We start from the raw sequence: 26856 nt of genomic DNA on the forward strand, positions 1-26856 counted from the left end.
CTCAAGACCGAATTTCGAGGCTGAAAATTTCAGGTCTCGACCAGGCCGGTCGTCGCGCCGCTTGCGGAGGAGTCCTTCCGGCCGTGCGGCAGCGCCAAATAGGATTCCGAGCTCATTTCGATCAGGCGCGAGGCGGTGCGTTTGAACTCCATCGCCTCGACGCCCTCGTCCGCAAGGTACAGCGACACCGGGTCGGCCTCGGCCGAGGCCATCAGCTTCACGGCATTGTCATAGAGCGTGTCGATCAGCGAGATGAAGCGCTTGGCGGCGTTGCGTTCGGCGTAATCCATCACCGGAATATGGTCGATCAGGATCGTGTGGTAGTCGTGCGCGAGCCTCAGATAATCGGACGCGGCAAGCGGCTTCTCGCAGATATCCATGAAGCTGAAGCGCGCGACGCCGTGCGCCGAGCACGGCACGTTCAGGATGCGTCCCTTGATCGGAATGAGACGTGCCTTGCACGGCGCATTGCCGGTCATCTTGCGCCAGGCCGCGTTGAGCGCGGCATCGGCCGCATCGTCCGCGGGCACCAGCCACATTTTCACGCCGACGAGCTTCTCCAGCCGGAAGTCGGTGCGCGCATCGAGCCGCAGCACGTCCATGTGGTCGGTGATCTGCACGATGAATGGCAGGAACAGCGCGCGATTGAGACCGCCTTTGTAGAGATCGTCAGGCGCGACGTTCGAGGTCGCGACCACGACGGTGCCGAGGTCGAACAGCTTTGCGAACAGCCGCCCGAGGATCATCGCGTCGGCGATGTCGGTGACGTGGAATTCGTCGAAGCAGAGCAGCCAGGCTTCGTCGAAGATCGCCTGCGCGGTGAGCGCGATCACGTCGCCGTCCGCGATCTCGCCGCGCGCGATCTGCTGGCGGTAGCCGTAGATGCGCTCATGCGCCTCGGCCATGAATTCGTGGAAATGCGCGCGCCGCTTGTGCTCGACCGGGCTCTGCTGGAAGAACAGGTCCATCAGCATGGTCTTGCCGCGGCCGACCTCGCCATGAACGTAGAGCCCGCGCGGCGGCTTGTCGTCCTTGTCGCCGCCGAACAGCCGTCCGAACAGGCCCTGCTTGCGCTGCGGCTTGTAGCTCGCGAGCCGCTCCTCCAGCGCGCCGAACGCATCGGCGGCGACGGCCTGCGCGGGATCAGCCTCGATCGCGCCGGAGGCGACCAGGGACTTATAGTGTTCGAGGAACGAGTTCGGCGAGGTGGACAGCATGAGCCCACCTTACGGCCCTAGTGCGCGGCAAATTGCAAGCCGTGAATTGTGCCAATGGGCATGCAGCAGGTATGCAAGCACGAACCCTTGCATGCCACGGCCGACCGCACGCGCCTCGCCGGCGCCTCAAACCGCGATCTCAGAAGACCCTACGCGCAGAGCTCGTAGGCATCCTCGACCACGTAGGGGCCGCCGCCTGTCGACGCACGCGACGAGAACAGCACGAAGCGGTCCGCCAGGAAGGTGCGGCTCGGGAAGTAGCCGCGCACGGACAGATAATCCGCGACGTCCTGGCTCGACGCGTCGTGCAAACGCGCGAGCGTGACATGTGGCGTGAATTTCCTGCCCTCGGGATCGAGCCCCATCCGCTGCATCATCCGCTCGAGCTCGGCCTGCAGTTCGATCAGCGGCCGGCTCGGCTCGACGGCGGCAACCACCGCGCGCGGCTTGCGTCCGCCGAAGCTCGACAGGCCCTGCAATTTGACCTCGAACGGTTTGCGGTTCACCCGAAACAGCATCGTCGCGATCTCGTTGGCCCAGAGGCCATCGATATCGCCGATGAAGCGCAGAGTGACGTGATAATTTTCGGGATCGATCCAGCGTGCGCCGGGAAGGCCACCACGCAAGCAGGAGAGGGTTTGGCCGATATCGGCCGGAATTTCCAGACCAGTGAACAGACGCGGCATCGCTATAATCCTCGATGCTTGGCGCGGGTTTTGGGAGCCCGCACCCTGTAACAAGCCCGGCGACGAATCACCGATGCCTATTTGTACCCGAGATATGTGACTCTGCGAAGCATGAGGCGTTAACAGCTCGTAAACCTACGGACGCAACGTCGCGCACTGCATGCGTTTCAACTGCGCTGACCTGATAATGCGCCGAGAAATGCCTCCACCGTGGGCAGCATGTTCTTCACGACGATGTCCACACCTTCCGCCGTCGGATGCATGCCGTCGGCCTGATTGATCTTCGGATTAGCAGCAACGCCGTCGAGGAAGAACGGATAGAGCGGCACGCCGAAGGATTTCGACAGATCCGGATAAATTGCATTGAACTTCGCTGCATACTCACTGCCATAGTTCGGTGGCGCGAGCATGCCGCACAAGAGCACCGCGATCTTGCGCGTCTGCAACTTTGTGATGATGTCCGAGAGCGCGGCCCGCGTCACCGCGGGATCGATGCCGCGCAAGGCATCGTTGGCGCCGAGCTCGACAATCACGGCATCGGTTCCGTCGGCCACCGACCAGTCGAGCCGCTCGCGGCCGCCCGAGGCGGTGTCGCCGGACACCCCGGCATTGGTCATGTCGACCTTTATCCCTTTGGCTTCCAAGGCTTTTTGCAGCCGGACCGGAAATGCCGCCTCGGCCGGAAGGCCGTAACCGGCGCTCAGGGAATCGCCCAGAACCACCATCTTGAGCGGCTTCGCCGGCCCTTTCCCGTCGTCCCGTGCCTGCGCGCTTGCCGCCGTCATCAAGCCCATAAGCAACACGAGTATGTGCACGAAGATTCGCAACCGGGCCTCGACCGCAGCCGCGGAAGTGCCATATGACCGAACCATGGACAGTCTCATCGAATCCTCTTCACTGACCGACGTCGAACCGGACACCATTGCCGTCAGGAACGTCAATCTCTCGCTCGGCACCGGCGCGGCACGGGTTCATATCCTGAAAGATATCAGCCTTCGTGTGGCAGCGGGTGAGGCCATCGGCCTGATCGGCCCGTCGGGCTCGGGCAAGTCGACCTTGCTGATGGTGATGGCGGGGCTTGAACGTCCTGACAGCGGAGAGGTGGTCGTCGATGGCACCTCGTTCAATGCCCTCGATGAAGATGCGCTGGCGCGCTTCCGCGGCCGCCAGGTCGGCATCGTCTTCCAGTCGTTCCATCTGATCCCGACCATGACGGCGCTGGAGAACGTCGCGGTGCCGCTCGAGCTCGCCGGCAATCCCGATGCCGCCGCGCGCGCCGCGCAGGAGCTGCAATCGGTCGGGCTTGGCGAACGCCTGCACCACTATCCGACGCAGCTCTCCGGCGGCGAACAGCAGCGCGTCGCGATCGCGCGCGCGCTTGCGCCCGATCCGGCGATCCTGGTTGCCGACGAGCCGACCGGAAATCTCGACGAGACGACGGGCAAGCAGATCGTCGATCTGCTGTTCACCAAGCACGCCGAACGCGGCATGACCTTGGTGCTGGTGACGCACGACCTCGCGCTCGCGCAACGCTGCGACCGCGTGGTACGGCTGCGCTCCGGCCGCATCGACGGACAATCAACCACATGAGCATTGCGTCCGAAGTCGCGTTGCAGGTCCGTTCCCAGGGCCGCGCGTCGTCGCTTGCCTTCCGTTACGCGCTGCGCGAACTGCGCGGCGGCCTGCGCGGCTTCTACGTGTTCATCGCCTGCATCGCGCTCGGCGTGATGGCGATATCAGGCGTCGGCTCGGTCGCGGCGAGCCTCGGCGACGGGCTGTCGCGCGAGGGCCGCACGCTGCTTGGCGGCGACGTCGCATTCTCGCTGATCTCGCGCGAGGCCAAGCCCGACGAGGTCGCCTATCTGCGCACCCGCGGCGAGGTTTCGGTTGCAGCGACGCTCCGCGCGATGGCGCGCAGCGGCGACGGCAAGCTGGCGCTGGTCGAGCTCAAGGCGGTCGACGGCAAATATCCGATGCTCGGCGAGCTGACGCTCGAGCCCAACATGCCGATATCAGATCTGCTCACCGAGCGCGACGGCGCTTTTGGCGCGGCTGCCGACTCGACCTTGCTGGCGCGGCTCGACCTGAAGCTCGGCGACCGCGTCACCATCGGCAGCGCGACCTATCAGATCCGCAGCGTGGTGGCGGCCGAACCCGACAAGCTCGCCGGCGGCGTCGGCCTCGGCCCGCGCTTCCTGATCAGCGAAGCCAGCCTGCGCGCCACCGATCTGTTGCAGCCGGGCAGCCTGGTGCGCTGGATCTACCGGGTGAAGCTGCCCGACGGCGCCAACGACGATCGCGCCACCAACGCCCTGATCGACGGCGCGCGCGCCGCAGCGCCAGAGGCCGGCTGGGAGGTCCGCAGCCGCAGCAACGCCTCGCCGCAGCTCGAGCGCACCATCAACCGCTTCACCCAGTTCCTGACCCTCGTTGGTCTCGCTGCGCTACTGGTCGGCGGCGTAGGCGTAGCCAACGCGGTGAAGAGCCATATCGACCGCCGCCGCGACGTCATCGCCTCGTTCAAGGCACTCGGCGCCACCGGCCGCGACGTCTTCACCATCTACTGCACGCAGGTGGTGGTGCTGGCCGGAATCGGCTCGGTGATCGGGCTCGTGCTTGGCGCCGCACTGCCTTTCGTCATTGTCGGCCTGTTCGGCAAGCTGCTGCCGCTGCCGGTGGTGCCGGCCCTGCATCCCGACGAGCTCGCGCTGTCCTTCATCTATGGCCAGCTCACCGCGCTGGCGTTCGGGCTGTGGCCGCTCGGCCGGGTCCATGACGTGCCGGTCGCGGCGCTGTTCCGCGAGACCGTCGCCAGCGAGTGGCATCGCCCGCGCTGGAGCTATCTGGCGCTGATGGCCGTGGTGGTCGCGCTGCTGATCGGCGTTGCGATCGGGCTTGCCTATGACAAGCGGGTCGCCACCGTGTTTGTCGTCGCCTCGATCGCGGTGTTCCTGCTGCTGCGCGGGATTGCCGAGATCCTGATGGCCGTGGCACGGCGGCTGCCGCGCAGCCGCATGACCATGCTGCGGCTCGCCATCGCCAACATCCACCGGCCGGGCGCGCTGACGCCGTCGGTCGTGCTGTCGCTCGGCCTCGGGCTCGCCGTGCTCGTCACCATCACCCAGATCGACGGCAATCTGCGCCGGCAATTCCTGGCCGCGCTGCCGGAACGGGCACCGTCGTTCTTCTTCATCGACATCCCCTCCACCGAAGCCGACCGCTTCAATGCCTTCCTGGCGCAGATCGCCGCCGGCTCGACCGTCGAGGACGTGCCGATGCTGCGCGGGCGCATCGTCGCCGCACGCGGCGTCAAGGCCGATCAGCTCAAGCCATCGGTCGATTCCGAGTGGGTGCTGCAGAGCGACCGCGGCCTGACCTATACCGGCGAAATTCCCAAGGGCTCGAAGATCGTCGAGGGCGAATGGTGGGGACCGGACTACAGCGGACCTCCGCTGGTCTCGATGGAGAAGAAGATCGCCGACGGCCTGTCCCTGAAGATCGGCGACGAGATCGTGGTCAACGTGCTCGGCCGCGACGTGCCGGCGAAGATCGCCAATCTGCGCAACATCGACTGGCAGGGCCTCGGCATCAACTTCGTGCTGGTGTTCTCGCCGAACGCCTTCAAGGGCGCGCCGCACAGCCATGTCGCGACGCTGACGGAACCACATGCCAGCGCGACCCAAGCGAGCGCCAACGACGACGCGCGCATCATCAAGCAGGTCGCCGACGCATTTCCGATGGTGACCAGCGTGCGGGTCCGCGAGGCGCTGGAGACCATCGGCAGTGTCGTCAGCAACCTCGTGCTGGCGATCCGCGGCGCCAGCGCCGTGACGCTGATCTCGGCGATTCTGGTGCTGGGCGGCGCGCTCGCCGCCGGGCACCGCCACCGCGTCTATGACGCCGTGATCCTCAAGACCCTCGGTGCCACGCGGGTGCGATTGCTCGGCGCCTACGCGCTGGAGTATCTGATGATCGGTTTCGCAACCGCGATTTTCGGCGTGATCGCCGGCTCGGTCGCGGCCTGGCTGATCGTGACGCGGCTGATGACGCTGAGTTTCATCTGGCAGGCCGGCAGCGCCGCCCTGGTCGTGGCCGCCGCGCTAGTCGTGACCGTCGGATTGGGGCTGGCCGGCACGCTGCTCGCGCTGAACCAGAAGCCCGCCTCGGTGTTGCGGAATTTGTGACAATTTGTAGCGGCGGAAGCGCCGTTTTTGCCTATCATGCTAGGCCAGAGCGACATTCGGCCGCGCGTGGAAGCTTGCGTCGGATGTGTTAATTTCCCACATACCAATCGGGTCGGATAGTCGGTTTGAATGACACGGAATTAATGCTCCGCAAACCGGGCCATCTGAGATAGATTTATAACCGGCGCCGCAAATCCCTTGCGCTCCACCGGGACCAACCACGGGAATTCGACCATGTCGGACCTAGACCGCAACTACGCTTCTCCTTTCGGCCGGGCCGCCGGGCGCATTGACGCTGCGGCCGTCGACGCCGGTCTGCGCGCCTACATGCTGCGCATCTACAACTACATGAGCATCGGCCTCGCCATCACCGGCCTGGCCGCGCTCGGCGTCTATATGGGCGCGGTGACGACCGACCAGTCCGCCGCCGTCGCCAAGTTCGGCAATGCCTATCTGACGCAGTTCGGCTACGCGATGTTCGTGAGCCCGCTGAAGTGGCTGTTCATCCTCGCCCCTCTGGCGATGGTGTTCGTCATCTCGGCCGGCATCAACCGCCTGCAGCCTGCGACCGCCCAGCTGTTGTTCTGGGTGTTCTCGGCACTGATGGGCCTGTCGCTGTCGTCGATCTTCCTGGTGTACACGCACACCTCGATCGTGCGCGTGTTCTTCATCACCGCGGCGACGTTCGGTGCGCTGAGCCTCTACGGCTACACCACCAAGCGTGACATGAGCGGCATGGGCTCGTTCCTGTTCATGGGCCTGATCGGCATCATCATCGCGAGCCTGGTCAACCTGTTCCTGGCGAGCTCGGCGCTGCAGTTCATCGTCTCGGTGGTCGGCGTGCTGGTGTTCGCGGGCCTCACCGCCTGGGACACCCAGCGGCTGAAGAACGACTACATCTACGGCTACGCCTCGCAGGGCGGCGTGATGGCAGAGCGTGCGGCAATCACTGGTGCGCTGTCGCTCTACCTGAACTTCATCAACCTGTTCACGCTGCTGCTGCAGCTGCTCGGCCAGCGCGACTAAGCGCCTCGAGCAAGGCAATCGATTAAAGCCCCGGCCATGCGGCCGGGGCTTTTATTTTGCGTGGAAAGAATGAGATCAGAGACGGCGTAGCCCGGATGGAGCGCAGCGTAATCCGGGGCAGCACCATCCGCGGGGACAGTCCCCCGGATTACGCTTCGCTTCATCCGGGCTACGGGCGTCGAACGACCGCGCCTACACCAGCGACAGCTTGCGATCGATCACGAACAGCACCCGCTCGAGTTCGTGGCCGCGGCGCAGGATCAGGCCGGTCGCCGAAATCACGCTGTACATGCCCTGCTTGCGGGCCAGCCGGGGATCCTTCTCGATCCGGTAGATCGGCATTTCGGAGGCGCGCCGGAACACCGAGAACACGGCGCGGTCCTTCAGGAAGTCGATCGCATAGTCGCGCCACTCGCCGTCGGCGACCATGCGGCCGTAGAGATTGAGAATGCGATTGAGCTCAAGTCGATTGAATGTCACGCGGTTGGGCTGGGGTGTCGCGGCGGCGGGGCGCGCCGCGGCACGGCTCCCGCTCGGATCGGTGTCCTCCGAGATCAAACTCATCGAGCGCCTCCTGTCATCCCGGCGACCATCAGGTTCCGAAGACCGGTGCCCCCTGCTTCGGGATCGTCACGAGAGCGACATGATCGCGCTAAGCGCGGGGGCCCGCAAGGGGCCATTCGCAACGCAACCAGGCCGTAACCAGGGTCTGGCGCGGCGGATTGTCCGGAAAACCGAAGAGTCACGGGAACGTTAGCGGAATCATATTGCTGCCCCACTTCCGCCCATCGCCCGCCCCGCTGCCCTGCGAAAAGATAATCCTGCGTTGGCCCGGTCCTTTCGGTTCCGGATTCCTCAGCCCCCAGCCCCCCGGGGCCGTCGGGATCGGGCCTGTTCGCAGGGGAGTTAAATCCCAACACTGGGCCAACGAAAGTTGGTCCTTTTTGTTTTTGGGGACCTGCTCGACCACGCGCGATCGAGACGCGTGCGCAAGCCTCCGGCTCTCTCTTCAGCAAATCACTGGATGCGAGTTAGTCGCCGCGCAAGGCTGCGAACAGCCTGCGTGCGGCCCAGCGACGCGGCCGGCGGCAGTTAGCGCAGCAATGCGCTAGTGAAGCGAGGTGAATGCGGCGCCGAGCATCGGGCCCGGCTTGTCGCGATTGCCGTCCTGGACGTACACCGCCGCGGCATCGACGCCATCGCGCGTGATGTTCTCGAGCGGCACGGTCCAGCTGCCGGACGAGCCGTTCCAGTCACCAACCTTCAGCAGATTGCGCACCACGTTGTGGTAGGTGATCTCGTGGCCACGGTTCTCGCCGCGCGAGATCGAGATCGGCACCGACTTCGAGATCGAGCAGATCCAGACTTCGCCGCGCGACACCGCGGGCGACTTCGACGCCGCAACCGACACGTTGATCTGCTTGCCGGTCAGCGTCATCGTCACCGGCACCGACATCACGGTGCCGCTCTTCTCGGTGCTCTTGATGGCGTCCTCGATGCTGGCGCGATCGCTGCCGATCACATGCGCGGAGCCGTTGATCACGGCCTGCGGCGTGTAGACGTCGCGATCGCCGCGCATGTGCGAATAGGCTTTCTGGCGTGCGCTGAAACGGGAATCGGCCAGCGTGTCCTTCCAGCCGAGATAGTCCCAATAGTCGATCGGCATGCTGAGCGCGATGACGTTGGGGTCCTTCGCGAGATCACCGATGATCTTGTCCGCGGGCGGACAGGACGAGCATCCCTGCGAGGTGAAGAGTTCGACGACTGCACGCGGATCGGCGTGAGCGGGGCGGATGATCGCGACGATCGCGCAGATACCAAGCGCGCTGGACCATCGCGAAATCGAATTATAGGCCATCATCGCTGTCATACTGCGAACCAGTCGTGATGATTTCCATCCGTAATTGTACGGAGCATGAAGTCTGTCCCTGAACTTGCGTGCCCCAAAACGCGAGAAAGCGGCCTTGTCATAGGCCGCCTTCTTTTTAGCCGCTACTCACTAAGCAGTGAGGCACCGATCACAAATCCGCGTTAGAGCATGGTCCGGAAAAGTGTGAAGCGGTTTTCCGAATAGACCATGCTCAAACAAGCGGCCTTAGGCCGCGAGTTTGCGCAGCACGTAATGCAGGATGCCGCCGTTGCGATAGTAGTCGAGCTCGTCCAGCGTATCGATGCGGCAGAGCAGCGGGACATCCCGCTTGCCGCCGTCAGCGGAGACGATCTCGGCGGTCAGCGTCTGGCGCGGCTTCAGGTCGCCCTGCAGCCCGCGGATCGTGACCTTCTCGTCGCCCTTGAGGCCGAGCGAGGACCACGACGTGCCTTCATGGAAGGTGAGCGGAAGCACACCCATGCCGACCAGGTTGGAGCGGTGGATGCGCTCGAAGCTCTGGCAGATCACCGCGCGCACGCCGAGCAGACGCGTGCCCTTCGCGGCCCAGTCGCGCGACGAGCCGTTGCCGTATTCGGCGCCGGCGAACACCACCAGCGGCACGCCTTCGTGCTGGTACTTCATCGCAGCGTCGTAGATCGACATCTGTTCGCCGTCGGGCCAGTGCTTGGTCAAACCGCCTTCCGGAATATTGCCGTCAGCACCCTTCAGCATGAAGTTCTTGATGCGGATGTTGGCGAAGGTGCCGCGCATCATCACTTCATGGTTGCCGCGCCGCGTGCCGTACTGGTTGAAGTCGGCGGGGCGCACCTGGTGCTCGCTGAGGAACTTGCCGGCGGGCGAGGTCAGCTTGATCGAACCGGCCGGCGAGATGTGGTCGGTGGTGATCTTGTCGCCGAACATCGCAAGGATCCGCGCATCGACCACGTCGGTCACCGGGTCGGGCTGCTTCTTCATGCCTTCGAAATAGGGCGGGTTCTGCACATAGGTCGAGCTCATGTTCCAGCGATAGGTCTCGCTTTCCGTGGTCTTGATCTTGCGCCAGTTGGTATCGCCCTTGAACACGTCGGCGTACTTCTTCTTGAAGATCGTCGCGGTGACGTACTTCTTCATGAAGGTGTTGATCTCCTTGGCGGTCGGCCAGATATCCCTGAGGAACACCGGCTTGCCATCCTTGCCGATGCCGAGCGGCTCGACCGCGAGATCCTTGGTCACGGTGCCGGCCAGCGCATGCGCGACGACGAGCGGCGGCGAGGCGAGGTAGTTCGCCTGCACGTCCGGCGAGACGCGGCCTTCGAAGTTGCGGTTGCCGGAGAGCACGGCGGCGGCGACGATGCCGTTCTCGTTGATCGACTTCGAGATGTCCTCCGGCAGCGGACCGGAGTTGCCGATGCAAGTGGTGCAGCCGAAGCCGACCAGGTTGAAGCCGACCTTGTCGAGATCGGCCTGCAGGCCGGAATTGGCGAGATATTCGGCCACCACCTGGCTGCCCGGCGCGAGCGAGGTCTTCACCCACGGCTTGGCCTTGAGGCCCTTGGCGGCCGCCTTGCGCGCCAGCAGGCCGGCGCCGATCAGCACGCTTGGGTTCGAGGTGTTGGTGCAGGAGGTGATCGCCGCGATCACGACGTCGCCATGGCCGAGATCGAAGTCGCGGCCTTCGACGGCGTAGCGCTTCTGTTCACCCTCGGGCTTCTTGTATTCGCCGACCAGCGCGGTCGCGAAACCGGTCGACACCGCCGGCAGCGCGATGCGGCCTTCGGGGCGCTTCGGTCCGGCCATCGACGGCACGACGTCGCCGAGGTCGAGCGTCAGCGTGGTGGTGAACACCGGGTCGGTCGACTTGGCGGTGCGGAACAGGCCCTGCGCCTTGGCATAGGCCTGCACCAGCTTGACGCGATCGGCCTTGCGGCCCGAGGTCTTCAAATAGTCGATGGTCGCGGCATCGACCGGGAAGAAGCCGCAGGTCGCACCGTATTCGGGCGCCATGTTGCCGATGGTCGCCTTGTCGGCGACCGAGAGATAGTCGAGGCCGGGGCCGAAGAACTCGACGAACTTGCCGACCACGCCGAGCTTGCGCAGCATCTGGGTGACGGTCAGCACGAGGTCGGTCGCGGTGACGCCTTCCTTGAGCTGGCCCTTGAGCTTGAAGCCGACCACCTCGGGCAGCAGCATCGACAGCGGCTGGCCGAGCATGCAGGCCTCAGCCTCGATGCCGCCGACGCCCCAGCCGAGCACGGCGAGGCCGTTGACCATCGTGGTGTGCGAGTCGGTGCCGACCAGCGAGTCGGGATAGGCGATCTCGAAGGTGCCGGTCTTCTTGCCGACCGTCATCTTCTCCTTCTTGGTCCACACCGTCTGCGCAAGATATTCCAGATTGACCTGGTGGCAGATGCCGGTGCCGGGCGGCACCACCGAGAAGTTCGAGAACGCCTTCTGGCCCCACTTCAGGAATTCGTAGCGCTCCTGGTTCTGCTTGTATTCCTCGGTGACGTTCTTCGCGAACGCCTTGTTGTCACCGAAGAAGTTGACGATCACCGAGTGGTCGATGACGAGATCGACCGGCACCAGCGGGTTGATCTTCTCGGCATCGCCGCCGAGGTTCTGCATCGCGTTGCGCATCGCCGCGAGATCGACCACGGCCGGAACGCCGGTGAAATCCTGCATCAGCACGCGCGCCGGGCGGAACGCGATTTCGTGCTCGAGCTGGCGCTTCTTCAGCCACTTCGACACCGCAACGATGTCTTCCTTCTTGACGGTGCGGCCGTCTTCGTTGCGCAGCAGGTTCTCGAGCAGAACCTTCATCGAGTACGGCAGCTTCGAAATACCCTTCAGTCCGTTCTTCTCCGCCTGGGGCAGGCTGTAATAGACGTAGGACTTGGCGCCGACCTTCATGGTCTTGCGGCATTTGAAGCTGTCGAGTGAGGTCATGCGAGGAATCCCAATTCTCAGTTATACCCGGCAAGGGTAACTAAACACCGGCGAACGACACTGGCCAAGGGATGGCCCGGGGGGTGGGTTGCGGCCGCCGATTGTGTGTGCTGCATCAAGTTCCGGGCTTATAGAACCTTTCTAGAAGCACCGCCACACCGACAAGCGTGCGGCGGCATCGCGCGACCCAAAAATTCTCACGCGGTAGCGAAAGATTTCAGAGGGCTGTGACACAACGAACCATGCGGCTCTCGGGACGAAATCTGAAATGCGTGCGCGGTGGACGCGAGGTGTTTTCCGGCCTCGATCTGGCGGCCACGGAAGGTGAGGCACTGGCCGTCACCGGCCCCAACGGCGCGGGCAAGACCTCGCTGCTGCGCGTCCTCGCCGGGCTCCTGGTTCCAGCCGATGGGACCATCGCGCTCGAAGGCGGCGACGCCGAGCTCAGCCTGCCCGAGCAGGCCCATTATCTCGGCCATCGCGACGCCTTGAAGCCGGCGCTGAGCGTCGCGGAAAATCTTTCCTTCTGGCGGGAATTCCTCGGCGGCAAGACCGAGGATGCCGGCCGATGCCTGGCCGCCGTGGGGCTCGACCATGCCGCACATCTGCCGGCGGCCTACCTCTCCGCGGGCCAGCGCCGCCGCCTCTCGATCGCGCGCCTGCTCTCGGTGCGCCGGCCGGTCTGGCTGCTGGACGAGCCGACATCGGCGCTCGATACGGCCGGACAGGCGCTGTTCGCCGCCCTGATGCGCGACCATCTCGCAAGCGGCGGCCTGATCGTCGCCGCGACCCATCTGCCGCTCGGCATCGATGCCCGCGACCTGCGGATGGGAGGCGCGGCATGAGCGCGCTGATCTATCTCTCGACGCTGCGCACAGGTCTCTCCGTCCCCTCCCCCCTTGCGGGGGAGGGTCAGGGAGAGGGGTGCCACACGACGGGCTCTGTTATATTTGAGCGCGAGGACAATGCACGGCCGAGATTGCAAGCGCGTCTTCCCAAGCATGCATCTCGCCCGGGGCCACCCCTCTCCCCGACCCTCCCCCGCAAGGGGGGAGGGAGCGCACCGGTTGTGCGGCAATATGTCGGCTCGAACGACAATCACCGTGGAGGCGCGGCATGAGCGCGCTGGCCGCATTGATCCGCCGCGACATCAAGATTGCTCTGCGCGTCGGCGGCGGCGCGCTGATCGGGGTGCTGTTCTTCCTTACCGTCACGGTGCTGATGCCGTTTGCGGTAGGTCCCGATCTGGCGCTGCTGTCACGGCTCGGCCCCGCCATCCTCTGGCTCGGCGCGCTGCTGGCGAGCCTATTGACCCTCGATCGCCTGTTCACGGCCGACCACGAGGACGGCTCGCTCGACCTGATCGTGATGAGCCGGACACCGCTGGAACTCGCCTGCGCGGCCAAGGCCCTGGCGCACTGGATCGCCGCCGGCCTGCCGCTGATCGTCGCGACCCCGGTGCTCGGCCTGTTGCTCAACCTCGACGGCACGGCGACGCTTGCCGTTGCGGCCACGCTGCTGGCGGGAACACCGGCGCTGACCTTCACCGGCATGATCGGTGCGGCGCTGGCGGTGACCCTGCATCGCGGCGGGTTGCTGCTGGCGGTGCTGGTGCTGCCGCTGTCGATCCCGGTGCTGATCTTCGGCGTCGCGGCCTCACAGGCGGCGATCTCGGGGCCGCTGCCGTTTGGAACACCGTTCTCGATCCTCTGCGCGCTGTCGCTTGCCAGCCTCGTGATCGGCCCGTTTGCGGCCGCCGCGAGCCTGCGGCACGGGCTGGACTGATCAAATCTCGCCGAGGGGAATTCGGCCAATTGCCTCGCTCCCAGCGGACGACTATCAGGGTGCCATGAAGCTGACCGAGACGCTGACCGACCTTGCCAACCCGACCAGGTTTCTGGCGCTGACCGCGCGCATCCTGCCGTGGCTCGCGGCCGCGACCGCGATCCTGCTCGCGATCGGGCTCTACCAGTCGGCAATGGCGCCCGACGACTACCAGCAGGGCGCCACGGTCAAGATCATGTTCATCCACGTGCCGAACGCGTGGCTGTCGATGTTCGTCTGGAGCGTCATGAGCGTGGCCGCGCTCGGCACGCTGGTGTGGCGGCACCCGCTCGCCGATGTCGCCGCGAAAGCCGCCGCGCCGATCGGCGCCGCCTTCACCTTCCTTGCGCTCGTCACCGGCTCGCTGTGGGGCCGGCCGATGTGGGGCACCTACTGGGAGTGGGATGCGCGGCTGACTTCGGTCTTGATCCTGTTCCTGATGTATCTCGGCCTGATGGCGCTGTGGCGCGCGGTCGAGGACCCTTCGCGCGCGGCACGGGCGGCGGCGGTGCTGACCCTGGTCGGTGCGATCAACATCCCGATCATCAAATTCTCGGTCGACTGGTGGAACACGCTGCATCAGCCGGCATCCGTGCTCCGGATGGGCGGATCGACGCTGGACAAGGCATTCCTGTGGCCGCTGCTGGTGATGGCGATCGCGTTCTCGCTGCTCTTCATCACCCTGCACCTCGCGGCAATGCGCAACGAGATCCTGCGCCGGCGCGTGCGCAGCCTGCAGATGATGCAGGCGAGTCGCGTCTCGTTCACGGGCGAGGCGAGCAGTGGTCCAAAAGAAATTGGAGCGGCGTGACGATGTCGCTTGGTCCCTACGCCTCCTTCATCGTGACGTCCTATGCGCTGGTCACAGCCGTCGTGCTGCTTCTGATCGTCTGGATCGTCGCCGACTATCGCCGCCAGCAGGCGCGCCTCAAGGAGATCGAGGCCAGCGGCGTCACGCGCCGCTCCGGCCGCAGCGCGGCGGATATTCGATGAGCGAGCAGACAACCAACAGCCCGCCGCAAGCCCGCCGCCTGCTGGTGGTGCTGCCGCTGCTGATCTTCCTCGGCCTCGCCGGGCTGTTCCTGCTGCGGCTCTATGGCGGCGATCCCTCGCGCATTCCGTCGGCGCTGATCGGACGGCCGGCGCCGCAGACCGCCCTGCCCGCGCTCGACGGTCTCATGAAGGACGGCGCACCCGTTCCGGGTCTCGACCCCGCCGCGTTCAAGGGCAAGGTCAGCGTCGTCAACGTCTGGGCATCCTGGTGCGTGCCGTGCCATGACGAAGCGCCGTTGCTCACCGAGCTCAGCAAGGACAAGCGCTTCCAGATCATCGGCATCAACTACAAGGACTCGCCCGAGAACGCGCGGCGCTTCCTCGGCCGCTACGGCAACCCGTTCGGCATTGTCGGCGTCGACGGCAACGGCCGCGCCTCGATCGAGTGGGGCGTCTACGGCGTGCCCGAGACCTTCCTGGTCGGGCGCGAAGGCAAGATCGTCTACAAGCTGGTCGGCCCGGTGACGCCTGAGAACGTCAACAGCGTGCTCAAGGCCGAGATCGAGAAGGCACTGCGCGCCGGACAGTAAGCGCACCGTCATTCAGCGGTGCCGTGAACCGCTGGTGAACGGCGAGCGAAAATGCCTGCGACAAAATACTTCGACAGGTTTATCTGCGGTTCATTTCACGGCCACGGCAACGCCACGAACGCAACCCCAACTCAGCAGCGTTGACATCAACGTTCCTCTGGAGGGGACATATGCGCAAGACCACGCTCGCTTCACTTCTCGCCACCGCGCTCACGCTCGGCATGCTGACGGCCACGCCGTCGATGGCCCAGAGCACTCAGCCGGCCACGCCCGCCACCAAATCGGAAACCAGCAAGATGGCCCCCGCGCCGAAGGCTGTGGCACCCGACGCGAAGACGACGGGGATGGCGAAGGACGACCTGCTCGACATCAACAGCGCGAGCTCCGACCAGCTCGACGCGTTGCCTGGTGTCGGCAAGGCCTATTCGGCCGCGATCATCAAGGGCCGCCCCTACAAGGGCAAGGATGAACTGGTGCAGAAGAACATCCTGCCGCAGGCGACCTACGACAAGATCAAGGACAAGATCGTCGCCAAGCATAAGAGCTGATGGTGACCGCCTTCACCTCTCCCCGTTTCTCACGGGGAGAGGTCGAAGCTCTTGCCTCTCGTCATTGCGAGCGCAGCGAAGCAATCCATCGTTCCACATATGCCGCGCAATGGATTGCTTCGCTGCGCTCGCAATGACGGCCAAAAAAGCGGCTATTTACTTCCGCAGGTCGCCGGCGTCGGCCTCGCTGGTTTCCAGCGAGACCGGCTCCAGGTGATAGCGCTTGGTCAGCGGCATCTGGGCGATGGCGAAGATCATGGTCAGCGGCGTCACGCCGAACACCTTGAAGTTCACCCAGAAATCCGTGGTCTGGGTGCGCCAGACGATTTCGTTGAGGATGGCCATGCCGGCGAAGAACAGCGCCCAGCGCATGGTGAGGATGCGCCAGCCCTGCGGCGTCAGGTTGAACATCTGGTCGAACATCACGGCGATGAAGGAGCGCCCGAACAGCAGCCCGCCGCCGAGCACAGCCGCGAACAGGCCGTAGATGATGGTCGGCTTGACCTTGATGAAGGTCTCATCGTGCAGTACCAATGTCAGCGTGCCGAACACCAGCACAATCGCGCCGGTCACCAGCGCCATGATCGGCACGTGTTTCGTTACCACATAGGACGCGATCATCGCCGCGACGATCGCCACCATGAACGCCGCCGTGGCGACGAACAGATGGTACTTGGCGTTCGCGATGAAGAACACGAGCAGCGGCCCGAGCTCGGTCGCAAGTTTGAACAGCGGATGCGGCTGGGTCTTGTCCATTAATTCTCTGTGTTGGTTTGAGACATGATTTTCGAGGTCATGCCTCGATCCCGGCAATCGCCTTGGCAAAATCCTTCGCCGTGAAGGGCGCGAGGTCCTCGACGCCTTCGCCGACGCCGATGAAATGCACCGGCAGTCTGTGCTTCTCCGACAGCGCGACAAGGATGCCGCCGCGCGCGGTGCCGTCAAGCTTGGTCATCACGAGGCCGGTGACACCCGCCGTACGATGAAATGCCTCGACCTGCGACAGCGCATTTTGTCCCACCGTAGCGTCGAGCACGAGCAGCACCGCGTGCGGCGCCGATGCATCGACCTTCTTGATGACACGCACGACCTTCTCGAGCTCGTTCATCAGCTCGGACTTGTTCTGCAGCCGGCCGGCGGTATCGATCAGCAGCACGTCGCGCTGCTGCTCCTTGGCCGCGGTCAGCGCGCTGAAGGCGAGGCTTGCCGAATCCGAGCCCTGGGCGCCGGCGATGACCGGCGATTTGGTGCGCTCGCCCCAGACCTTGAGCTGCTCGATCGCGGCGGCGCGGAAGGTGTCGCCGGCGGCCAGCATCACCTTGCGGCCCTCGGCGGCAAATTTGGCGGACAGTTTGCCGATCGTCGTGGTCTTGCCGGAGCCGTTGACGCCGACGACCAGGATGACGAACGGCTGCTTCGAGCCGTCGATCTCGAGCGGCTTCGCCACCGGCGCCAGCACCTTCTCGACCTCGGTCGCAACGACGTCCTTGACCTCGTCGGCGGAGATCGCCTTGTCGTAGCGGCCCTTGCCGACCGCCTCCGCAATGCGGACCGCGACATCGGTGCCGAGATCGGCGCGCAGCAGCACATCCTCGATGTCGTCGAGCATGGCCGAATCGAGTTTGCGCTTGGTGACGAGGTCCGCGACCGCGGTCCCGATCGAACTCGAGGTCCGCTTCAGGCCGCCCTTCAGGCGCTGCCACCAGCTCTGTTTTGGAGTTCCTGCAGTGGTATCGTTCATGGCGCGGACGTGTTAGCCGTTTCGGCTCACAAACGAAAGTCTCGACGAATTGATCGATGTTCCCCAATTGACCGCGGAAGAAATCCTAGCGCGGGTGCTCCACCGTGACGGGTTGATGCTGGTCATCGACAAGCCGGCCGGCATGCCGGTGCATCGCGGCCCCAAGGGCGGGCCCAACCTGGAGGCCTCCTTCGACGCGTTGCGGTTCGGCCTGCCGCGGCCGCCGGTGCTGGCGCATCGGCTGGACAAGGACACCTCCGGCTGCCTCGTCCTGGGACGCCACCGCAAGGCGACCGCCTCGCTCGGGCTGCTGTTCAAGCACAGCAAGATCTCGAAGACCTATTGGACCGTCGTCGAGGGCGGCCCGGCCGAGGACGAGGGCACCATCGACATGCCGCTCGGCCGGCTCAACGCCGAGCGCGGCTGGTGGCAGAAGCCGGACCCGGACGGGCAGAAGGCGATCACCAACTGGAAGGTGCTGGGACGCGGCGACGGCCTCGCCTGGCTGGCGATGGAGCCGGTCACCGGCCGCACCCATCAGCTGCGGGTGCATTCGGCGGCGACGGGCTGGCCGATCGTCGGCGACAATATTTATGGCAACGGTCCGCGCTTCGGCGAGCCGACCTTGCATCTGCATTCCCGCGAAATCGGCATCCCGATTTCCCGCAACAAGGACCCGGTCCATGTGGTCGCGCCGGCGCCGGAGCATATGTGGCAGCGGCTCAGGGCCTGCGGCTGGACCGGCCAGTGATCTCCGGGGTTTTACGGACCATTATCCTTTACGGAACCTTCAGCCTCGTCCGGTAGTCCTGCAGGCGGCTTAGAAAAGCGCATCACGACGGGCTCAGGACGAGCAATGCTGACTGCCGGGCAGGCAATTGTCGACGAAGTCGAGGCGGCGATACGCGCCGGCTCCGCCGAAAAATGCATCGCCACCGCCAAGCGTGTCACTGACCTGTTCCTCGCCTCCGCCGGCAGTTTCAACAGTGAACAGGTCGAGCTGTTCGACAACGTGCTCGATCGGCTGGTCAAGACCATCGAGCTGAGGGCGCTTGCCGACATCAGCGCCCGGATGGCGCTCACCGACATCAGCGAGCAGCTCGCACCGGTGACCCAGGCTCCGCCCGCGATCATTCGCCGCCTCGCTGGCAATGACGAGATCAGGATCGCGCGGCCGGTCTTGCAGGAATCGTCGCGGCTCAGCGCGGACGACCTGGTCGAGATCGCGCAGACCAAGAGCGAGCAGCATCTGCTCGCCGTCGCCGGCCGCTGGTGGCTGAAGGAAGTCGTCACCGATGCACTCCTGGCGCGTCGCTTCGCCAGTGTGAGCCGCCGCCTGGTCAACAATCCCGGCGCCAAGGTATCGCCGGACGGATTTGCGGTCATCCTCGCGCAGGCCGAGTACGATCCGGTTCTCGCCGTCGAGACCGGCATCCGCGCCGACCTGCCGTCGGAGCTCCGCCTTCAGCTGCTGCGCCGCGCGACCGAAGAGGTTCGCGGCCGTCTGCTGGAACGCGCCCCACCGTATTTGTTCGAGGAGATCCGGCACGCGATCGCCGCGGTTGCGGCCGGCGTCGAGCGTGACATGTCGCAGGTCCGCGATTTCACCGCGGCCAGGCGTCACATCGCAAAGCTCAGGGATAGCGGCGAGCTCAATGAAGCCGCGCTGTTGGGCTTTGCCAGGCAGCGAAAATATGAAGAGACCGTCGTGGCGCTGGCGGATCTTGCGCAGTCGAGCATCGAGGTGATCCGCTCGCTGATGCAAAGCCTGCGCAGTGAGGGCCTGCTGGTGCCGTGCCGCGCGGCTGGCCTGAGCTGGGAGACCACCGCCGCGGTGATGGAATGCCGCTACACGACTGGCTCCATGGGCCCCGTCGAGCTCGCCCACGCGAAAGGCCAGTTCACGAAAATGACCCGCGAAAACGCCGATCGCCTGCTGCGATTCTGGCAGGTTCGCGCGTCGCAGCCGCCAAGGCCGGGGGGACGCGCGCACTGAGTGCGTGGCGCGCGGGATTGGTTCTGCTTTAACCTGTCAAACAGCTCGTTCCGTGTTGTCACCCGCGTGCGGGTGATCAGCGTGAGTCCACGGCTCTTCCCACGCGTCGTCCTGGCGAAAGCCAGGACCCATAACCACCGCATTGGATCATGAACGGGATCGTGGCCCCAGCGTCGCACAACAATGACCGATTGGGGTAATGGGTCCTGGCTTGCGCCAGGACGACGGAGATGAAGTCTCAGCGGTTGCATGCAACGAGGTGTGTGCCATCGTGACCGGCCATCACAAGCCGCCGCACCGTACCCGGTTCATCGCCATCGATCGCGACCGGCAGGAAATGCTCGGTACGGCCCTGCCGCTCGCTCTCGATCAGCACCTCGCGCGTCGCGCCGACTTCCGCGGCAAGCCGCCGCAGCAGCGCGGCTTCGCCGGCCGAACGCAGCCGCCTGCCGCGTTCCTTGATCGCGCCGCCTGCGACCTGCGGCATCCGCGCAGCGGGCGTGCCGGGACGCTTCGAATAGGGGAACACATGCAGGAAGGTGAGGTCGCATTGCTCGACCAGATCGAGCGAGCGCGCGAACATCTCCTCAGACTCGGTCGGGAAGCCCGCGATGATGTCGGCGCCGAACGCGATGTCGGGCCGCAGCCGGCGCACCTGCGCGCAGAAATCGATCGCGTCCTGGCGTGAGTGCCGGCGCTTCATCCGCTTCAGGATCATGTCGTCGCCGGACTGCAACGACAGATGCAGATGCGGCATCAGCCGCGCGTCGTCGGCGATGACGTCGAGCAAGTCACGATCCGCCTCGATCGAATCGATCGAGGAGATGCGCAGCCGCTTCAGCTCGGGCACGCGACGCAGGATCTGCCGGGTCAACCGGCCGAGCTTCGGGGCACCCGGCAGGTCGGCGCCATAGCTCGTCAGATCGACGCCGGTCAGCACGATCTCGGCATGGCCGCGCTCGACCAGCGCGCGGACCTGATCGACCACTGCGCCCATCGGCACCGAGCGCGAATTGCCGCGACCATAGGGGATGATGCAGAAGGTGCAGCGATGATCGCAGCCGTTCTGCACCTGCACGAACACCCGCGGCAGGCCGCGCTCGAAGCCGTCGAGCAGATGCGGCGCCATCTCCCTCACCGCCATGATATCGGCGACCGCGACTTTCTCACTTGCACCGATATCGAATGCTGAACGTGTCGCGCGCCAGGCGTCGCCGCGCATCTTCTCGTCATTGCCGACGACGCGATCGACCTCGGCCATCTCGGCGAACATTTCGGCCTGCGTCTGCGCCGCGCAGCCGGTGACCACGATGCGCGCCTCGGGGCGTTCGCGTTTCAGCTTGCGGATCGACTGCCGGGCCTGCGCCACGGCCTCATTGGTGACGGCGCAGCTGTTGATGACGATGGTGTCGGAAAGTCCCGCCTGCTCCGCCTCGCGGCGAATCACTTCGGATTCGAACGAATTGAGGCGACAGCCAAAGGTGACGACATCGACGCCCATAACCGATCTCACGCCAGATCAGGCGACGCTGGCGAACAGCGCCGGATCGAAGCGGCCCTCATATTCGAAATCGGCGGTGCCGGTCATCAGCACGTGATCGTCGCGCTCGCGCCATTCGATGCCGAGCTTGCCGCCGGGCAGCGTGATCTCGACGATCCGGTTGGCGCGCTTCAGCCGCGCCGCCGCAACCGCCGTCGCGCAGGCCGCCGAGCCGCAGGCCCTGGTCAGGCCGGCGCCGCGCTCCCAGGTGCGGATCGTGATGTGGTCGCGATTGACGATATGGGCCAGCGTGATGTTGGCGCGCTCCGGGAAGATCGGATGGTTTTCCAACAGCGGCCCGAAACGTTCGAGGTCATAGGCATTGACGTCGTCGACCCAGAACACCGCGTGCGGATTGCCCATCGAGACCACCGAGGGCGAATGCAGCACCGGATTGTCGATCGGCCCGACCTGCAGCTCGATGTAGCGGGTGTCGCGGAATTCCTCAGCCAGCGGAATGTCCTGCCAGCCGAACTTCGGCGCGCCCATGTCGACGGTGTAGAGATCGGGCGCCGGCCCCTGCCAGCAATTGAGCAGGCCGGCACGGGTCTGGAACGTCGCCGTGGTCTGGCCGGTCTTCTCGAAGATCCGCCGCACCACGCAGCGCATGCCGTTGCCGCAGGCCCCGGCCTCCGAGCCGTCATTGTTGTAGATCGTGATGTACGCTTCGGTGCCGTCGAGCCGCGGCGGCTGCAGCACCATCAGCTGGTCATACGGCGCTCCGGCCGGCGACGCCACCGCGCGCGCCTCGGCTGCCGAGACTTGTGCCCGACCTTGGGAATCGCGCAGGTCGACGACGACGATCTCGTTGCCGATGCCGTTCATCTTGGCGAATGCGTGATTGGCGAGCGCGCTCATCGATTTTCCCAAATTCTGCCCGGTTATATGGCGAGTGGTGGCCGGAAGGCCAGTCTGAATGGCCCTATGACACATCTGTCATGGGACGAATGCAGAACTCGCGTGTTAGGAATATCGCACCTCGCGGACCGCGCGCGCCGGGACAGATCGAGCGGCCGCCTGAGGAAGGGGATGGAGAAGTATCAATGAACCGTATCAACACGCTCCGCGCGGCCCTGGTCGCGCTGCTCCCTTTGGCCGCGATCGCATTGGCAAGCCCGGCGCCTGCCCAGTCGCCGTCCGCCTCGCCCGCTCCCGCGGCAAGCCCGAGCCCGACCCCCGCTCCGACCCCGGCGGCAACGCCCGTGCCCCCGCCGGCCGAGACCAAGTCGCCGGCTGACAGCCCCGCCGCATCACAGACCCCGGCCCCGCCGCCGGCCGCCCCGGTGCAGACCGCCGACCCGTTCGGCGAGCCGTTCACGCTGGAGCCGAAGAAGGTCGTGATGCTGAAAGGCACGGCCAATTGGGATTCCGCCTTCGACGCGCTGATCGAGGCGTTCAAGCAGCTCACCGCCCTGCTCGACAAGGACGGCATCAAGGCATCGGGCAACCCGATGATCGTCTACACCTCGACCGACGACACCGGCTTCACCTTCATCGCCGAAATCCCGGTCGATCAGGATGCGAAGAACCTCGGCAAGAACATGAGCATGGGCAATTCGCCCGACGGCAAGGCGCTGAAGTTCGTCCATCGCGGTTCCTACGACAACATGGACAACACCTATGAGGCGATCACCAATCACCTCGACGACAAGAAGCTCGAAGCCAAGGACACCTTCATCGAGGAATACATCACCGATCCGCTGAAGACCGCCGAAGACAAGCTTGTGATCAACGTCTACGTACCCCTGAAGTGAACCAGATGACCTTCCGCCTCCCCCTCGCTGCCACCCTTATCGCGACCTCGCTGCTGGCTGCGCCCGCACTAGCCAATGACGATTTTCCTCCGGCGATCTCGGTCACCGGCGAGGCCACCGTATCGGCGGCGCCCGATCAGGCGCAGCTCGACGCGGGCGTTACGACCGACGGCAAGACCGCACGCGAGGCCACCGAGGCCAACAACGTGACGATGGGCAAGGTGCTGGCCGCGCTGAAGGGCGCCGGCATCGCGGAGAAGGATTATCAGACCTCCCGGCTGTCGCTGCAGCCGCAATTCGCCAACCGCACGCCGTCGTCCCCGAACGCGCCGCCCAGCATCGTCGGTTATCACGCGAGCAACCGCGTCACGATCAAGCTGCATGACGTGAGCAAGGTTGCCGGCGTCATCGACGTGCTGGTGGGCGCCGGCGCTAACGATATCGGCGGGCTCAATTTCTCGGTGTCGCAGGCCTCGAAACTGCTCGACGACGCACGTGAAAAGGCGGTCGCCGACGCCCGCCGCAAGGCGGAGATCTACGCCAAGGCCGCCGGCGTCACGCTCGGCGCGCCGTTGAGCATCGCAGAGCTCGGATCGGCGCCGGTGGCGTTCGCGGGCAAGATGGCGACGGCCAGATTCGCCGCGGCACCGACGCCAGTTGCGCAGGGCGAGGAGACGCTGACCGTAAATGTGAGTGTCTCCTGGGCGATCAAGGAGAAGTAAGAGTTACTGTCGTCCCGGCGAAGGCCGGGACCCATAACCCCAAATATTGATTGTTGCGCGACGCTGGAGCTGCGCTTCCGTTCGCAACCAAACTCGGTGGTAGTGGGTCCCGGCCTTCGCCGGGACGACGGTCAGATCTCGAACACCTGCCCGGGCTTCAACGCCACGAATTTCTCCCGCGGCACACTCGCCGCGTCGAGCGCTTGGCCAAGCGCAATCGCGGGCGCGTCGATCGCCTCGTCGGTCAATTGGAACGTGCCGTGGTGATGCGCCAGCGCTTGCGTCGCGCCGCAATCGGCCAGCGCCTTCACCGCATCCTCCGGGTTCATGTGCTGGTCCTGCATGAACCAGCGCGGCTCGTAGGCGCCGATCGGCAGGATCGCGAGCCGCAACGGGCCATGCGCCTCGGCAACCCGGCGGAAATGCCGGCCGTCGCCGTAGCCGGAATCGCAGACGATGTAGAGCTTGCCGGCCGGCGTCTCCAGCACGAAGCTCGCCCACAGCGCCTTGTTGCGATCGAACAGGCCGCGCGCCGACCAGTGCCGGGTCGGCACCAGCGTTGCGGCAACGCCGCCGCCAAGTTCGACGCGCTGATGCCAGTCGAACGCCTCGGCCTTGATCGCGGCATCGGACGCCTGCATCGTCACGTCATTGCCGAGCGGCGTGATCACGCGCGGCGCAAACGCGGCCGTCAGCTTCGACAGCGTCGCGACATCGAGATGGTCATAATGGCCGTGCGACACCAGCACGACGTCGATCGCCGGCAGTTTGTCGAAGGCAATGCCGGGATCATTGTGCCGCTTCGGCCCGGCAAAGCTGAACGGCGAGGCGCGCATCGACCACACCGGATCGACCAGGATGTTGAGGCCTGCGGCCTGGATCAGCCAGCTGGCATGGCCGACGAAGCAGAACCGCACTTTATCGCCCTCGACGCGCGGCGGCGGCGTATCGGCATGGGGGCTCGGCGCCCATTCCGGCCAGACCGCGCGTTTTCGGCCGCCCCCGAACTGCCAGCGCAGCACCTCGCCGAGCGATTTCGGCGGCGAGCCATCGGGGTCGAAGAAGTGCAGGCCGTCGAAATGATCCGAGGCGGGGCCGTCATAGGTTTTCATATAAGTCATCCAGATCGAGGGCACGCCGATCGCAGCAGCGGCTCCGGTCAAGGTTGCAAGAACGCGGCGGCGGGTGATGGGCAAGCGGGTTCCCGACTAGGAGGCAGGCTCCGGTTATATGGGTGGCAACGGCGAATTCGGAACGAACGCAACAAATCGACACAATTTCAATGATTTAAGACCAGACCCAGGCCGACTGCGGCGAAACTTTCCTTGACTTTGCCGCCCCGGCAGCGTTTAACGCCGCGACTTTCTCGGAAAGCTCCGTCTTTTCGACCCGCCGACTGGTCCTGGAGGCCAGAGGCCAACGCCCGACAGCGCGATGCGCCCTCGGGCGCGAAAGTGTTTGGACAATCGTCTTGGGCACACCGTCTTGGCACGGTGCCGAGGCAAATTATCTGGTCATCACCCGCGAAAGCGGGTGATCCAGTATCCCAGAGGCAGCGCGGATTGAACCGAGCCGCCGCGGCGTACTGGATACCCCGCTTTCGCGGGGTATGACGAGCAACGAGTGACGCGCGCTCACGGGCGCAACGAAGGACAACGGCATTGTTCGACAATCTGTCGGAACGGCTTGGTGGCATTCTCGATCGTCTGACGGGGCGCGGTGCGCTGACCGAAAAGGACGTCGATGCCGCGATGCGCGAGGTGCGCCGCGCGCTGCTCGAGGCCGACGTCGCGCTCGAGGTGGTCCGCAGTTTCATCGACCGGGTCCGCGAGCAGGCGATCGGCGCCACCGTCGTCAAGTCGGTGACGCCGGGCCAGATGGTGGTGAAGATCGTCCATGACGAGCTGGTCGCCACGCTCGGTTCCGACGGCCAGACCATCGATATCAATTCCGTGCCGCCGGTGCCGATCATGATGGTCGGTCTGCAAGGCTCCGGTAAGACCACCACCACCGCAAAGCTCGCGCGCCGCATGGTCCAGCGCGACAAGCGCAAGGTGCTGATGGCCTCGCTCGACGTCTACCGCCCGGCGGCGATGGAGCAGCTCGCGGTGCTCGGCCGCGATCTCGACATTCCGACGCTGCCGATCGTCGCAGGCCAGATGCCGCCGCAGATCGCCAGGCGCGCGCTCGAGGCCGGCAAGCTCGGCGGCTACGACGTGGTGCTGCTCGACACCGCCGGCCGCACCACGCTCGACGAAGACATGATGAAGGAGGCGGCCGAGATCAAGGCCGCCGCCAACCCGCATGAAGTGCTGCTGGTTGCGGATAGCCTCACCGGCCAGGACGCGGTCAACCTGGCGCGCTCGTTCGATGAGCGCGTCGGCCTCACCGGCATCGTGCTGACAAGAGTGGACGGCGACGGCCGCGGCGGCGCCGCGCTGTCGATGCGCGCGGTCACCGGCAAGCCGATCAAGCTGATCGGCACCGGCGAAAAGACCGACGCGCTGGAAGACTTCCATCCGAACCGCATCGCCGGCCGCATCCTCGGCATGGGCGACGTCGTCTCGCTGGTCGAGAAGGCTGCCGCCAATATCGACGCCGAAAAGGCCGCGCGCACCGCCGAGCGCATGCGCAAGGGTCAGTTCGACCTCAACGACATGCGCGAGCAGCTGCAGCAGATGGCCAATATGGGCGGCATCGGCGGCCTGATGGGCATGATGCCCGGCATCTCCAAGATGAAGAATCAGATCGCGGCAGCGGGGATCGACGACAAGATTTTGAAGCGCCAGGTCGCGATCATCGATTCGATGACGCGGCAGGAGCGCAAGAATCCTGACCTGTTGAAGGCGAGCCGCAAGAAGCGCATCGCGGCCGGCGCCGGCCAGAGCGTCGAGCACGTCAACAAGCTTTTGAAGATGCACCGGAACATGGCTGACATGATGAAGGCCATGGGAAGCGGCAAGCGCGGCCCGCTCGCCGGCATCGCGCAGGCGATGGGCTTTGGCGGCGGCATGAAGCCGCCCTCGGCCGAGGAGATGAAGGCGCTCGCCGAGAAGATGCAGGGCGGCGCCGGCGGCGGTCTGCCCAACCTGCCGAAGGATTTGCCGGCCGGGCTGCGCGGCGGCCTGCCGAACGTGCCGGGCCTGACCGGCCTCTCCGGCAAGCCGATGCTGCCGGGCCTCGGCGGCTTCCCGGGCAAGAAGAAATGACTCTCTTTCG

General features: G+C 65.2%; 25 protein-coding genes. 14 read left to right on the plus strand and 11 right to left on the minus strand.

The window, feature by feature from the left end:
- Nucleotides 1-29: 29 nt before the first annotated feature.
- The 3 genes from zapE to FBZ93_RS26490 all read right to left on the minus strand — a co-directional run bounded on the left by zapE (nucleotide 30) and on the right by FBZ93_RS26490 (nucleotide 2718).
- Nucleotides 30-1217, minus strand: coding sequence for a cell division protein ZapE (gene zapE, locus FBZ93_RS26480; RefSeq protein WP_146989859.1), 1188 nt, complete (start codon nucleotides 1215-1217; stop codon nucleotides 30-32).
- Nucleotides 1218-1366: 149 nt separating this feature from the next.
- A complete protein-coding gene (gene thpR, locus FBZ93_RS26485; protein WP_146989861.1) occupies nucleotides 1367-1903 on the minus strand; it encodes an RNA 2',3'-cyclic phosphodiesterase in 537 nt (178 codons plus the stop codon).
- Between the two features lie 167 nt (nucleotides 1904-2070).
- Complete coding sequence (locus FBZ93_RS26490) at nucleotides 2071-2718, minus strand: arylesterase (RefSeq protein WP_146989976.1); 648 nt, start codon at nucleotides 2716-2718, stop codon at nucleotides 2071-2073.
- 55 nt (nucleotides 2719-2773) lie between these two features.
- On the opposite strand from FBZ93_RS26490, the gene FBZ93_RS26495 reads away from it, so the two are divergent.
- From FBZ93_RS26495 to FBZ93_RS26505, 3 genes are all read left to right on the plus strand, one after another.
- On the plus strand, nucleotides 2774-3493 hold the full coding sequence (locus FBZ93_RS26495; RefSeq protein ID WP_074125617.1) for an ABC transporter ATP-binding protein: 720 nt from the start codon (nucleotides 2774-2776) through the stop codon (nucleotides 3491-3493).
- Nucleotides 3490-6087 carry an ABC transporter permease gene (locus FBZ93_RS26500; RefSeq protein ID WP_146989863.1) on the plus strand — a complete coding sequence of 866 codons (2598 nt, stop codon included), beginning with the start codon at nucleotides 3490-3492 and terminating at the stop codon, nucleotides 6085-6087. The genes FBZ93_RS26495 and FBZ93_RS26500 overlap by 4 nt, the downstream gene beginning before the upstream one ends.
- 234 nt (nucleotides 6088-6321) lie before the next feature.
- Nucleotides 6322-7113, plus strand: a complete 792-nt coding sequence (locus FBZ93_RS26505) for a Bax inhibitor-1/YccA family protein (RefSeq protein WP_021078796.1) — start codon at nucleotides 6322-6324, stop codon at nucleotides 7111-7113.
- Nucleotides 7114-7305: 192 nt separating this feature from the next.
- Here the strand turns inward: FBZ93_RS26505 and FBZ93_RS26510 are convergent, their stop codons facing one another.
- From FBZ93_RS26510 to acnA, 3 genes are all read right to left on the minus strand, one after another.
- Entirely contained in the window at nucleotides 7306-7677 is a 372-nt protein-coding gene (locus FBZ93_RS26510) for a DUF2794 domain-containing protein (protein ID WP_050400886.1), read from the minus strand.
- Nucleotides 7678-8221: 544 nt separating this feature from the next.
- A complete protein-coding gene (locus tag FBZ93_RS26515) occupies nucleotides 8222-8983 on the minus strand; it encodes a DUF1223 domain-containing protein (RefSeq protein ID WP_146989864.1) in 762 nt (253 codons plus the stop codon).
- Nucleotides 8984-9208: 225 nt separating this feature from the next.
- A complete protein-coding gene (gene acnA, locus FBZ93_RS26520; RefSeq protein WP_146989867.1) occupies nucleotides 9209-11929 on the minus strand; it encodes an aconitate hydratase AcnA in 2721 nt (906 codons plus the stop codon).
- Between the two features lie 242 nt (nucleotides 11930-12171).
- Between acnA and ccmA the strand changes: the two genes are divergently transcribed.
- The 6 genes from ccmA to FBZ93_RS26550 all read left to right on the plus strand — a co-directional run bounded on the left by ccmA (nucleotide 12172) and on the right by FBZ93_RS26550 (nucleotide 15884).
- Complete coding sequence (ccmA, locus tag FBZ93_RS26525) at nucleotides 12172-12774, plus strand: heme ABC exporter ATP-binding protein CcmA (protein ID WP_146989978.1); 603 nt, start codon at nucleotides 12172-12174, stop codon at nucleotides 12772-12774.
- Between the two features lie 271 nt (nucleotides 12775-13045).
- Nucleotides 13046-13714, plus strand: coding sequence for a heme exporter protein CcmB (gene ccmB, locus FBZ93_RS26530; protein ID WP_146989868.1), 669 nt, complete (start codon nucleotides 13046-13048; stop codon nucleotides 13712-13714).
- 64 nt (nucleotides 13715-13778) lie between these two features.
- On the plus strand, nucleotides 13779-14564 hold the full coding sequence (locus tag FBZ93_RS26535; RefSeq protein ID WP_146989870.1) for a heme ABC transporter permease: 786 nt from the start codon (nucleotides 13779-13781) through the stop codon (nucleotides 14562-14564).
- Between the two features lie 2 nt (nucleotides 14565-14566).
- A complete protein-coding gene (gene ccmD / locus FBZ93_RS26540; protein ID WP_208764057.1) occupies nucleotides 14567-14746 on the plus strand; it encodes a heme exporter protein CcmD in 180 nt (59 codons plus the stop codon).
- A complete protein-coding gene (locus FBZ93_RS26545) occupies nucleotides 14743-15336 on the plus strand; it encodes a DsbE family thiol:disulfide interchange protein (protein WP_146989874.1) in 594 nt (197 codons plus the stop codon). The genes ccmD and FBZ93_RS26545 overlap by 4 nt, the downstream gene beginning before the upstream one ends.
- A 170-nt stretch (nucleotides 15337-15506) precedes the next feature.
- Complete coding sequence (locus FBZ93_RS26550) at nucleotides 15507-15884, plus strand: ComEA family DNA-binding protein (protein ID WP_146989876.1); 378 nt, start codon at nucleotides 15507-15509, stop codon at nucleotides 15882-15884.
- A 156-nt stretch (nucleotides 15885-16040) separates the two neighbouring features.
- On the opposite strand, the gene FBZ93_RS26555 is transcribed toward FBZ93_RS26550, so the two are convergent.
- Together FBZ93_RS26555 and ftsY are read right to left on the minus strand one after the other, a co-directional pair.
- A complete protein-coding gene (locus FBZ93_RS26555) occupies nucleotides 16041-16640 on the minus strand; it encodes a septation protein A (protein WP_146989878.1) in 600 nt (199 codons plus the stop codon).
- 37 nt (nucleotides 16641-16677) lie between these two features.
- On the minus strand, nucleotides 16678-17625 hold the full coding sequence (gene ftsY, locus FBZ93_RS26560; RefSeq protein ID WP_146989880.1) for a signal recognition particle-docking protein FtsY: 948 nt from the start codon (nucleotides 17623-17625) through the stop codon (nucleotides 16678-16680).
- Nucleotides 17626-17674: 49 nt separating this feature from the next.
- Here ftsY and FBZ93_RS26565 point away from each other — a divergent pair, with 49 nt between their 5' ends.
- A complete protein-coding gene (locus tag FBZ93_RS26565) occupies nucleotides 17675-18376 on the plus strand; it encodes an RluA family pseudouridine synthase (RefSeq protein ID WP_167529220.1) in 702 nt (233 codons plus the stop codon).
- A 105-nt stretch (nucleotides 18377-18481) separates the two neighbouring features.
- A complete protein-coding gene (locus tag FBZ93_RS26570) occupies nucleotides 18482-19621 on the plus strand; it encodes a DUF2336 domain-containing protein (RefSeq protein ID WP_146989882.1) in 1140 nt (379 codons plus the stop codon).
- A 238-nt stretch (nucleotides 19622-19859) separates the two neighbouring features.
- Here FBZ93_RS26570 and mtaB read toward each other — a convergent pair whose 3' ends face one another.
- Entirely contained in the window at nucleotides 19860-21122 is a 1263-nt protein-coding gene (gene mtaB, locus FBZ93_RS26575) for a tRNA (N(6)-L-threonylcarbamoyladenosine(37)-C(2))-methylthiotransferase MtaB (RefSeq protein ID WP_146989884.1), read from the minus strand.
- A gap of 18 nt (nucleotides 21123-21140) precedes the next feature.
- Nucleotides 21141-22019 (minus strand): diaminopimelate epimerase, encoded by an 879-nt coding sequence (gene dapF / locus FBZ93_RS26580; RefSeq protein WP_146989886.1) that lies wholly within the window; start codon nucleotides 22017-22019, stop codon nucleotides 21141-21143.
- 185 nt (nucleotides 22020-22204) lie between these two features.
- Here dapF and FBZ93_RS26585 point away from each other — a divergent pair, with 185 nt between their 5' ends.
- Complete coding sequence (locus FBZ93_RS26585; RefSeq protein WP_146989888.1) at nucleotides 22205-22915, plus strand: GyrI-like domain-containing protein; 711 nt, start codon at nucleotides 22205-22207, stop codon at nucleotides 22913-22915.
- 5 nt (nucleotides 22916-22920) lie between these two features.
- On the plus strand, nucleotides 22921-23637 hold the full coding sequence (locus FBZ93_RS26590; RefSeq protein ID WP_146989890.1) for an SIMPL domain-containing protein: 717 nt from the start codon (nucleotides 22921-22923) through the stop codon (nucleotides 23635-23637).
- A gap of 131 nt (nucleotides 23638-23768) precedes the next feature.
- On the opposite strand, the gene FBZ93_RS26595 is transcribed toward FBZ93_RS26590, so the two are convergent.
- Nucleotides 23769-24833 (minus strand): MBL fold metallo-hydrolase, encoded by a 1065-nt coding sequence (locus FBZ93_RS26595; RefSeq protein WP_167529221.1) that lies wholly within the window; start codon nucleotides 24831-24833, stop codon nucleotides 23769-23771.
- A 465-nt stretch (nucleotides 24834-25298) separates the two neighbouring features.
- Here FBZ93_RS26595 and ffh point away from each other — a divergent pair, with 465 nt between their 5' ends.
- Nucleotides 25299-26846, plus strand: coding sequence for a signal recognition particle protein (gene ffh / locus FBZ93_RS26600; protein WP_146989892.1), 1548 nt, complete (start codon nucleotides 25299-25301; stop codon nucleotides 26844-26846).
- The last annotated feature ends 10 nt before the right edge of the window (nucleotides 26847-26856 follow it).

The sequence above is a fragment of the Bradyrhizobium macuxiense genome (assembly GCF_007993935.1).
Taxonomy (GTDB): domain Bacteria; phylum Pseudomonadota; class Alphaproteobacteria; order Rhizobiales; family Xanthobacteraceae; genus Bradyrhizobium; species Bradyrhizobium macuxiense_A.

Bases quoted from the DNA above. Each gene is read 5' to 3' on its own strand.
- FBZ93_RS26505 (WP_021078796.1), top strand. From the start codon at position 6,322: ATGTCGGACCTAGACCGCAACTACGCTTCTCCTTTCGGCCGGGCCGCC.
- ccmD (WP_208764057.1), top strand. From the start codon at position 14,567: ATGTCGCTTGGTCCCTACGCCTCCTTCATCGTGACGTCCTATGCGCTG.
- FBZ93_RS26590 (WP_146989890.1), top strand. From the start codon at position 22,921: ATGACCTTCCGCCTCCCCCTCGCTGCCACCCTTATCGCGACCTCGCTG.
- FBZ93_RS26510 (WP_050400886.1), bottom strand. From the start codon at position 7,677: ATGAGTTTGATCTCGGAGGACACCGATCCGAGCGGGAGCCGTGCCGCG.
- FBZ93_RS26495 (WP_074125617.1), top strand. From the start codon at position 2,774: ATGGACAGTCTCATCGAATCCTCTTCACTGACCGACGTCGAACCGGAC.
- FBZ93_RS26585 (WP_146989888.1), top strand. From the start codon at position 22,205: ATGAACCGTATCAACACGCTCCGCGCGGCCCTGGTCGCGCTGCTCCCT.
- zapE (WP_146989859.1), bottom strand. From the start codon at position 1,217: ATGCTGTCCACCTCGCCGAACTCGTTCCTCGAACACTATAAGTCCCTG.
- acnA (WP_146989867.1), bottom strand. From the start codon at position 11,929: ATGACCTCACTCGACAGCTTCAAATGCCGCAAGACCATGAAGGTCGGC.
- FBZ93_RS26535 (WP_146989870.1), top strand. From the start codon at position 13,779: ATGAAGCTGACCGAGACGCTGACCGACCTTGCCAACCCGACCAGGTTT.
- FBZ93_RS26570 (WP_146989882.1), top strand. From the start codon at position 18,482: ATGCTGACTGCCGGGCAGGCAATTGTCGACGAAGTCGAGGCGGCGATA.
- FBZ93_RS26545 (WP_146989874.1), top strand. From the start codon at position 14,743: ATGAGCGAGCAGACAACCAACAGCCCGCCGCAAGCCCGCCGCCTGCTG.
- FBZ93_RS26550 (WP_146989876.1), top strand. From the start codon at position 15,507: ATGCGCAAGACCACGCTCGCTTCACTTCTCGCCACCGCGCTCACGCTC.
- ccmB (WP_146989868.1), top strand. From the start codon at position 13,046: ATGAGCGCGCTGGCCGCATTGATCCGCCGCGACATCAAGATTGCTCTG.
- thpR (WP_146989861.1), bottom strand. From the start codon at position 1,903: ATGCCGCGTCTGTTCACTGGTCTGGAAATTCCGGCCGATATCGGCCAA.
- FBZ93_RS26515 (WP_146989864.1), bottom strand. From the start codon at position 8,983: ATGACAGCGATGATGGCCTATAATTCGATTTCGCGATGGTCCAGCGCG.
- FBZ93_RS26555 (WP_146989878.1), bottom strand. From the start codon at position 16,640: ATGGACAAGACCCAGCCGCATCCGCTGTTCAAACTTGCGACCGAGCTC.
- ftsY (WP_146989880.1), bottom strand. From the start codon at position 17,625: ATGAACGATACCACTGCAGGAACTCCAAAACAGAGCTGGTGGCAGCGC.
- dapF (WP_146989886.1), bottom strand. From the start codon at position 22,019: ATGAGCGCGCTCGCCAATCACGCATTCGCCAAGATGAACGGCATCGGC.
- mtaB (WP_146989884.1), bottom strand. From the start codon at position 21,122: ATGGGCGTCGATGTCGTCACCTTTGGCTGTCGCCTCAATTCGTTCGAA.
- FBZ93_RS26500 (WP_146989863.1), top strand. From the start codon at position 3,490: ATGAGCATTGCGTCCGAAGTCGCGTTGCAGGTCCGTTCCCAGGGCCGC.
- ccmA (WP_146989978.1), top strand. From the start codon at position 12,172: ATGCGGCTCTCGGGACGAAATCTGAAATGCGTGCGCGGTGGACGCGAG.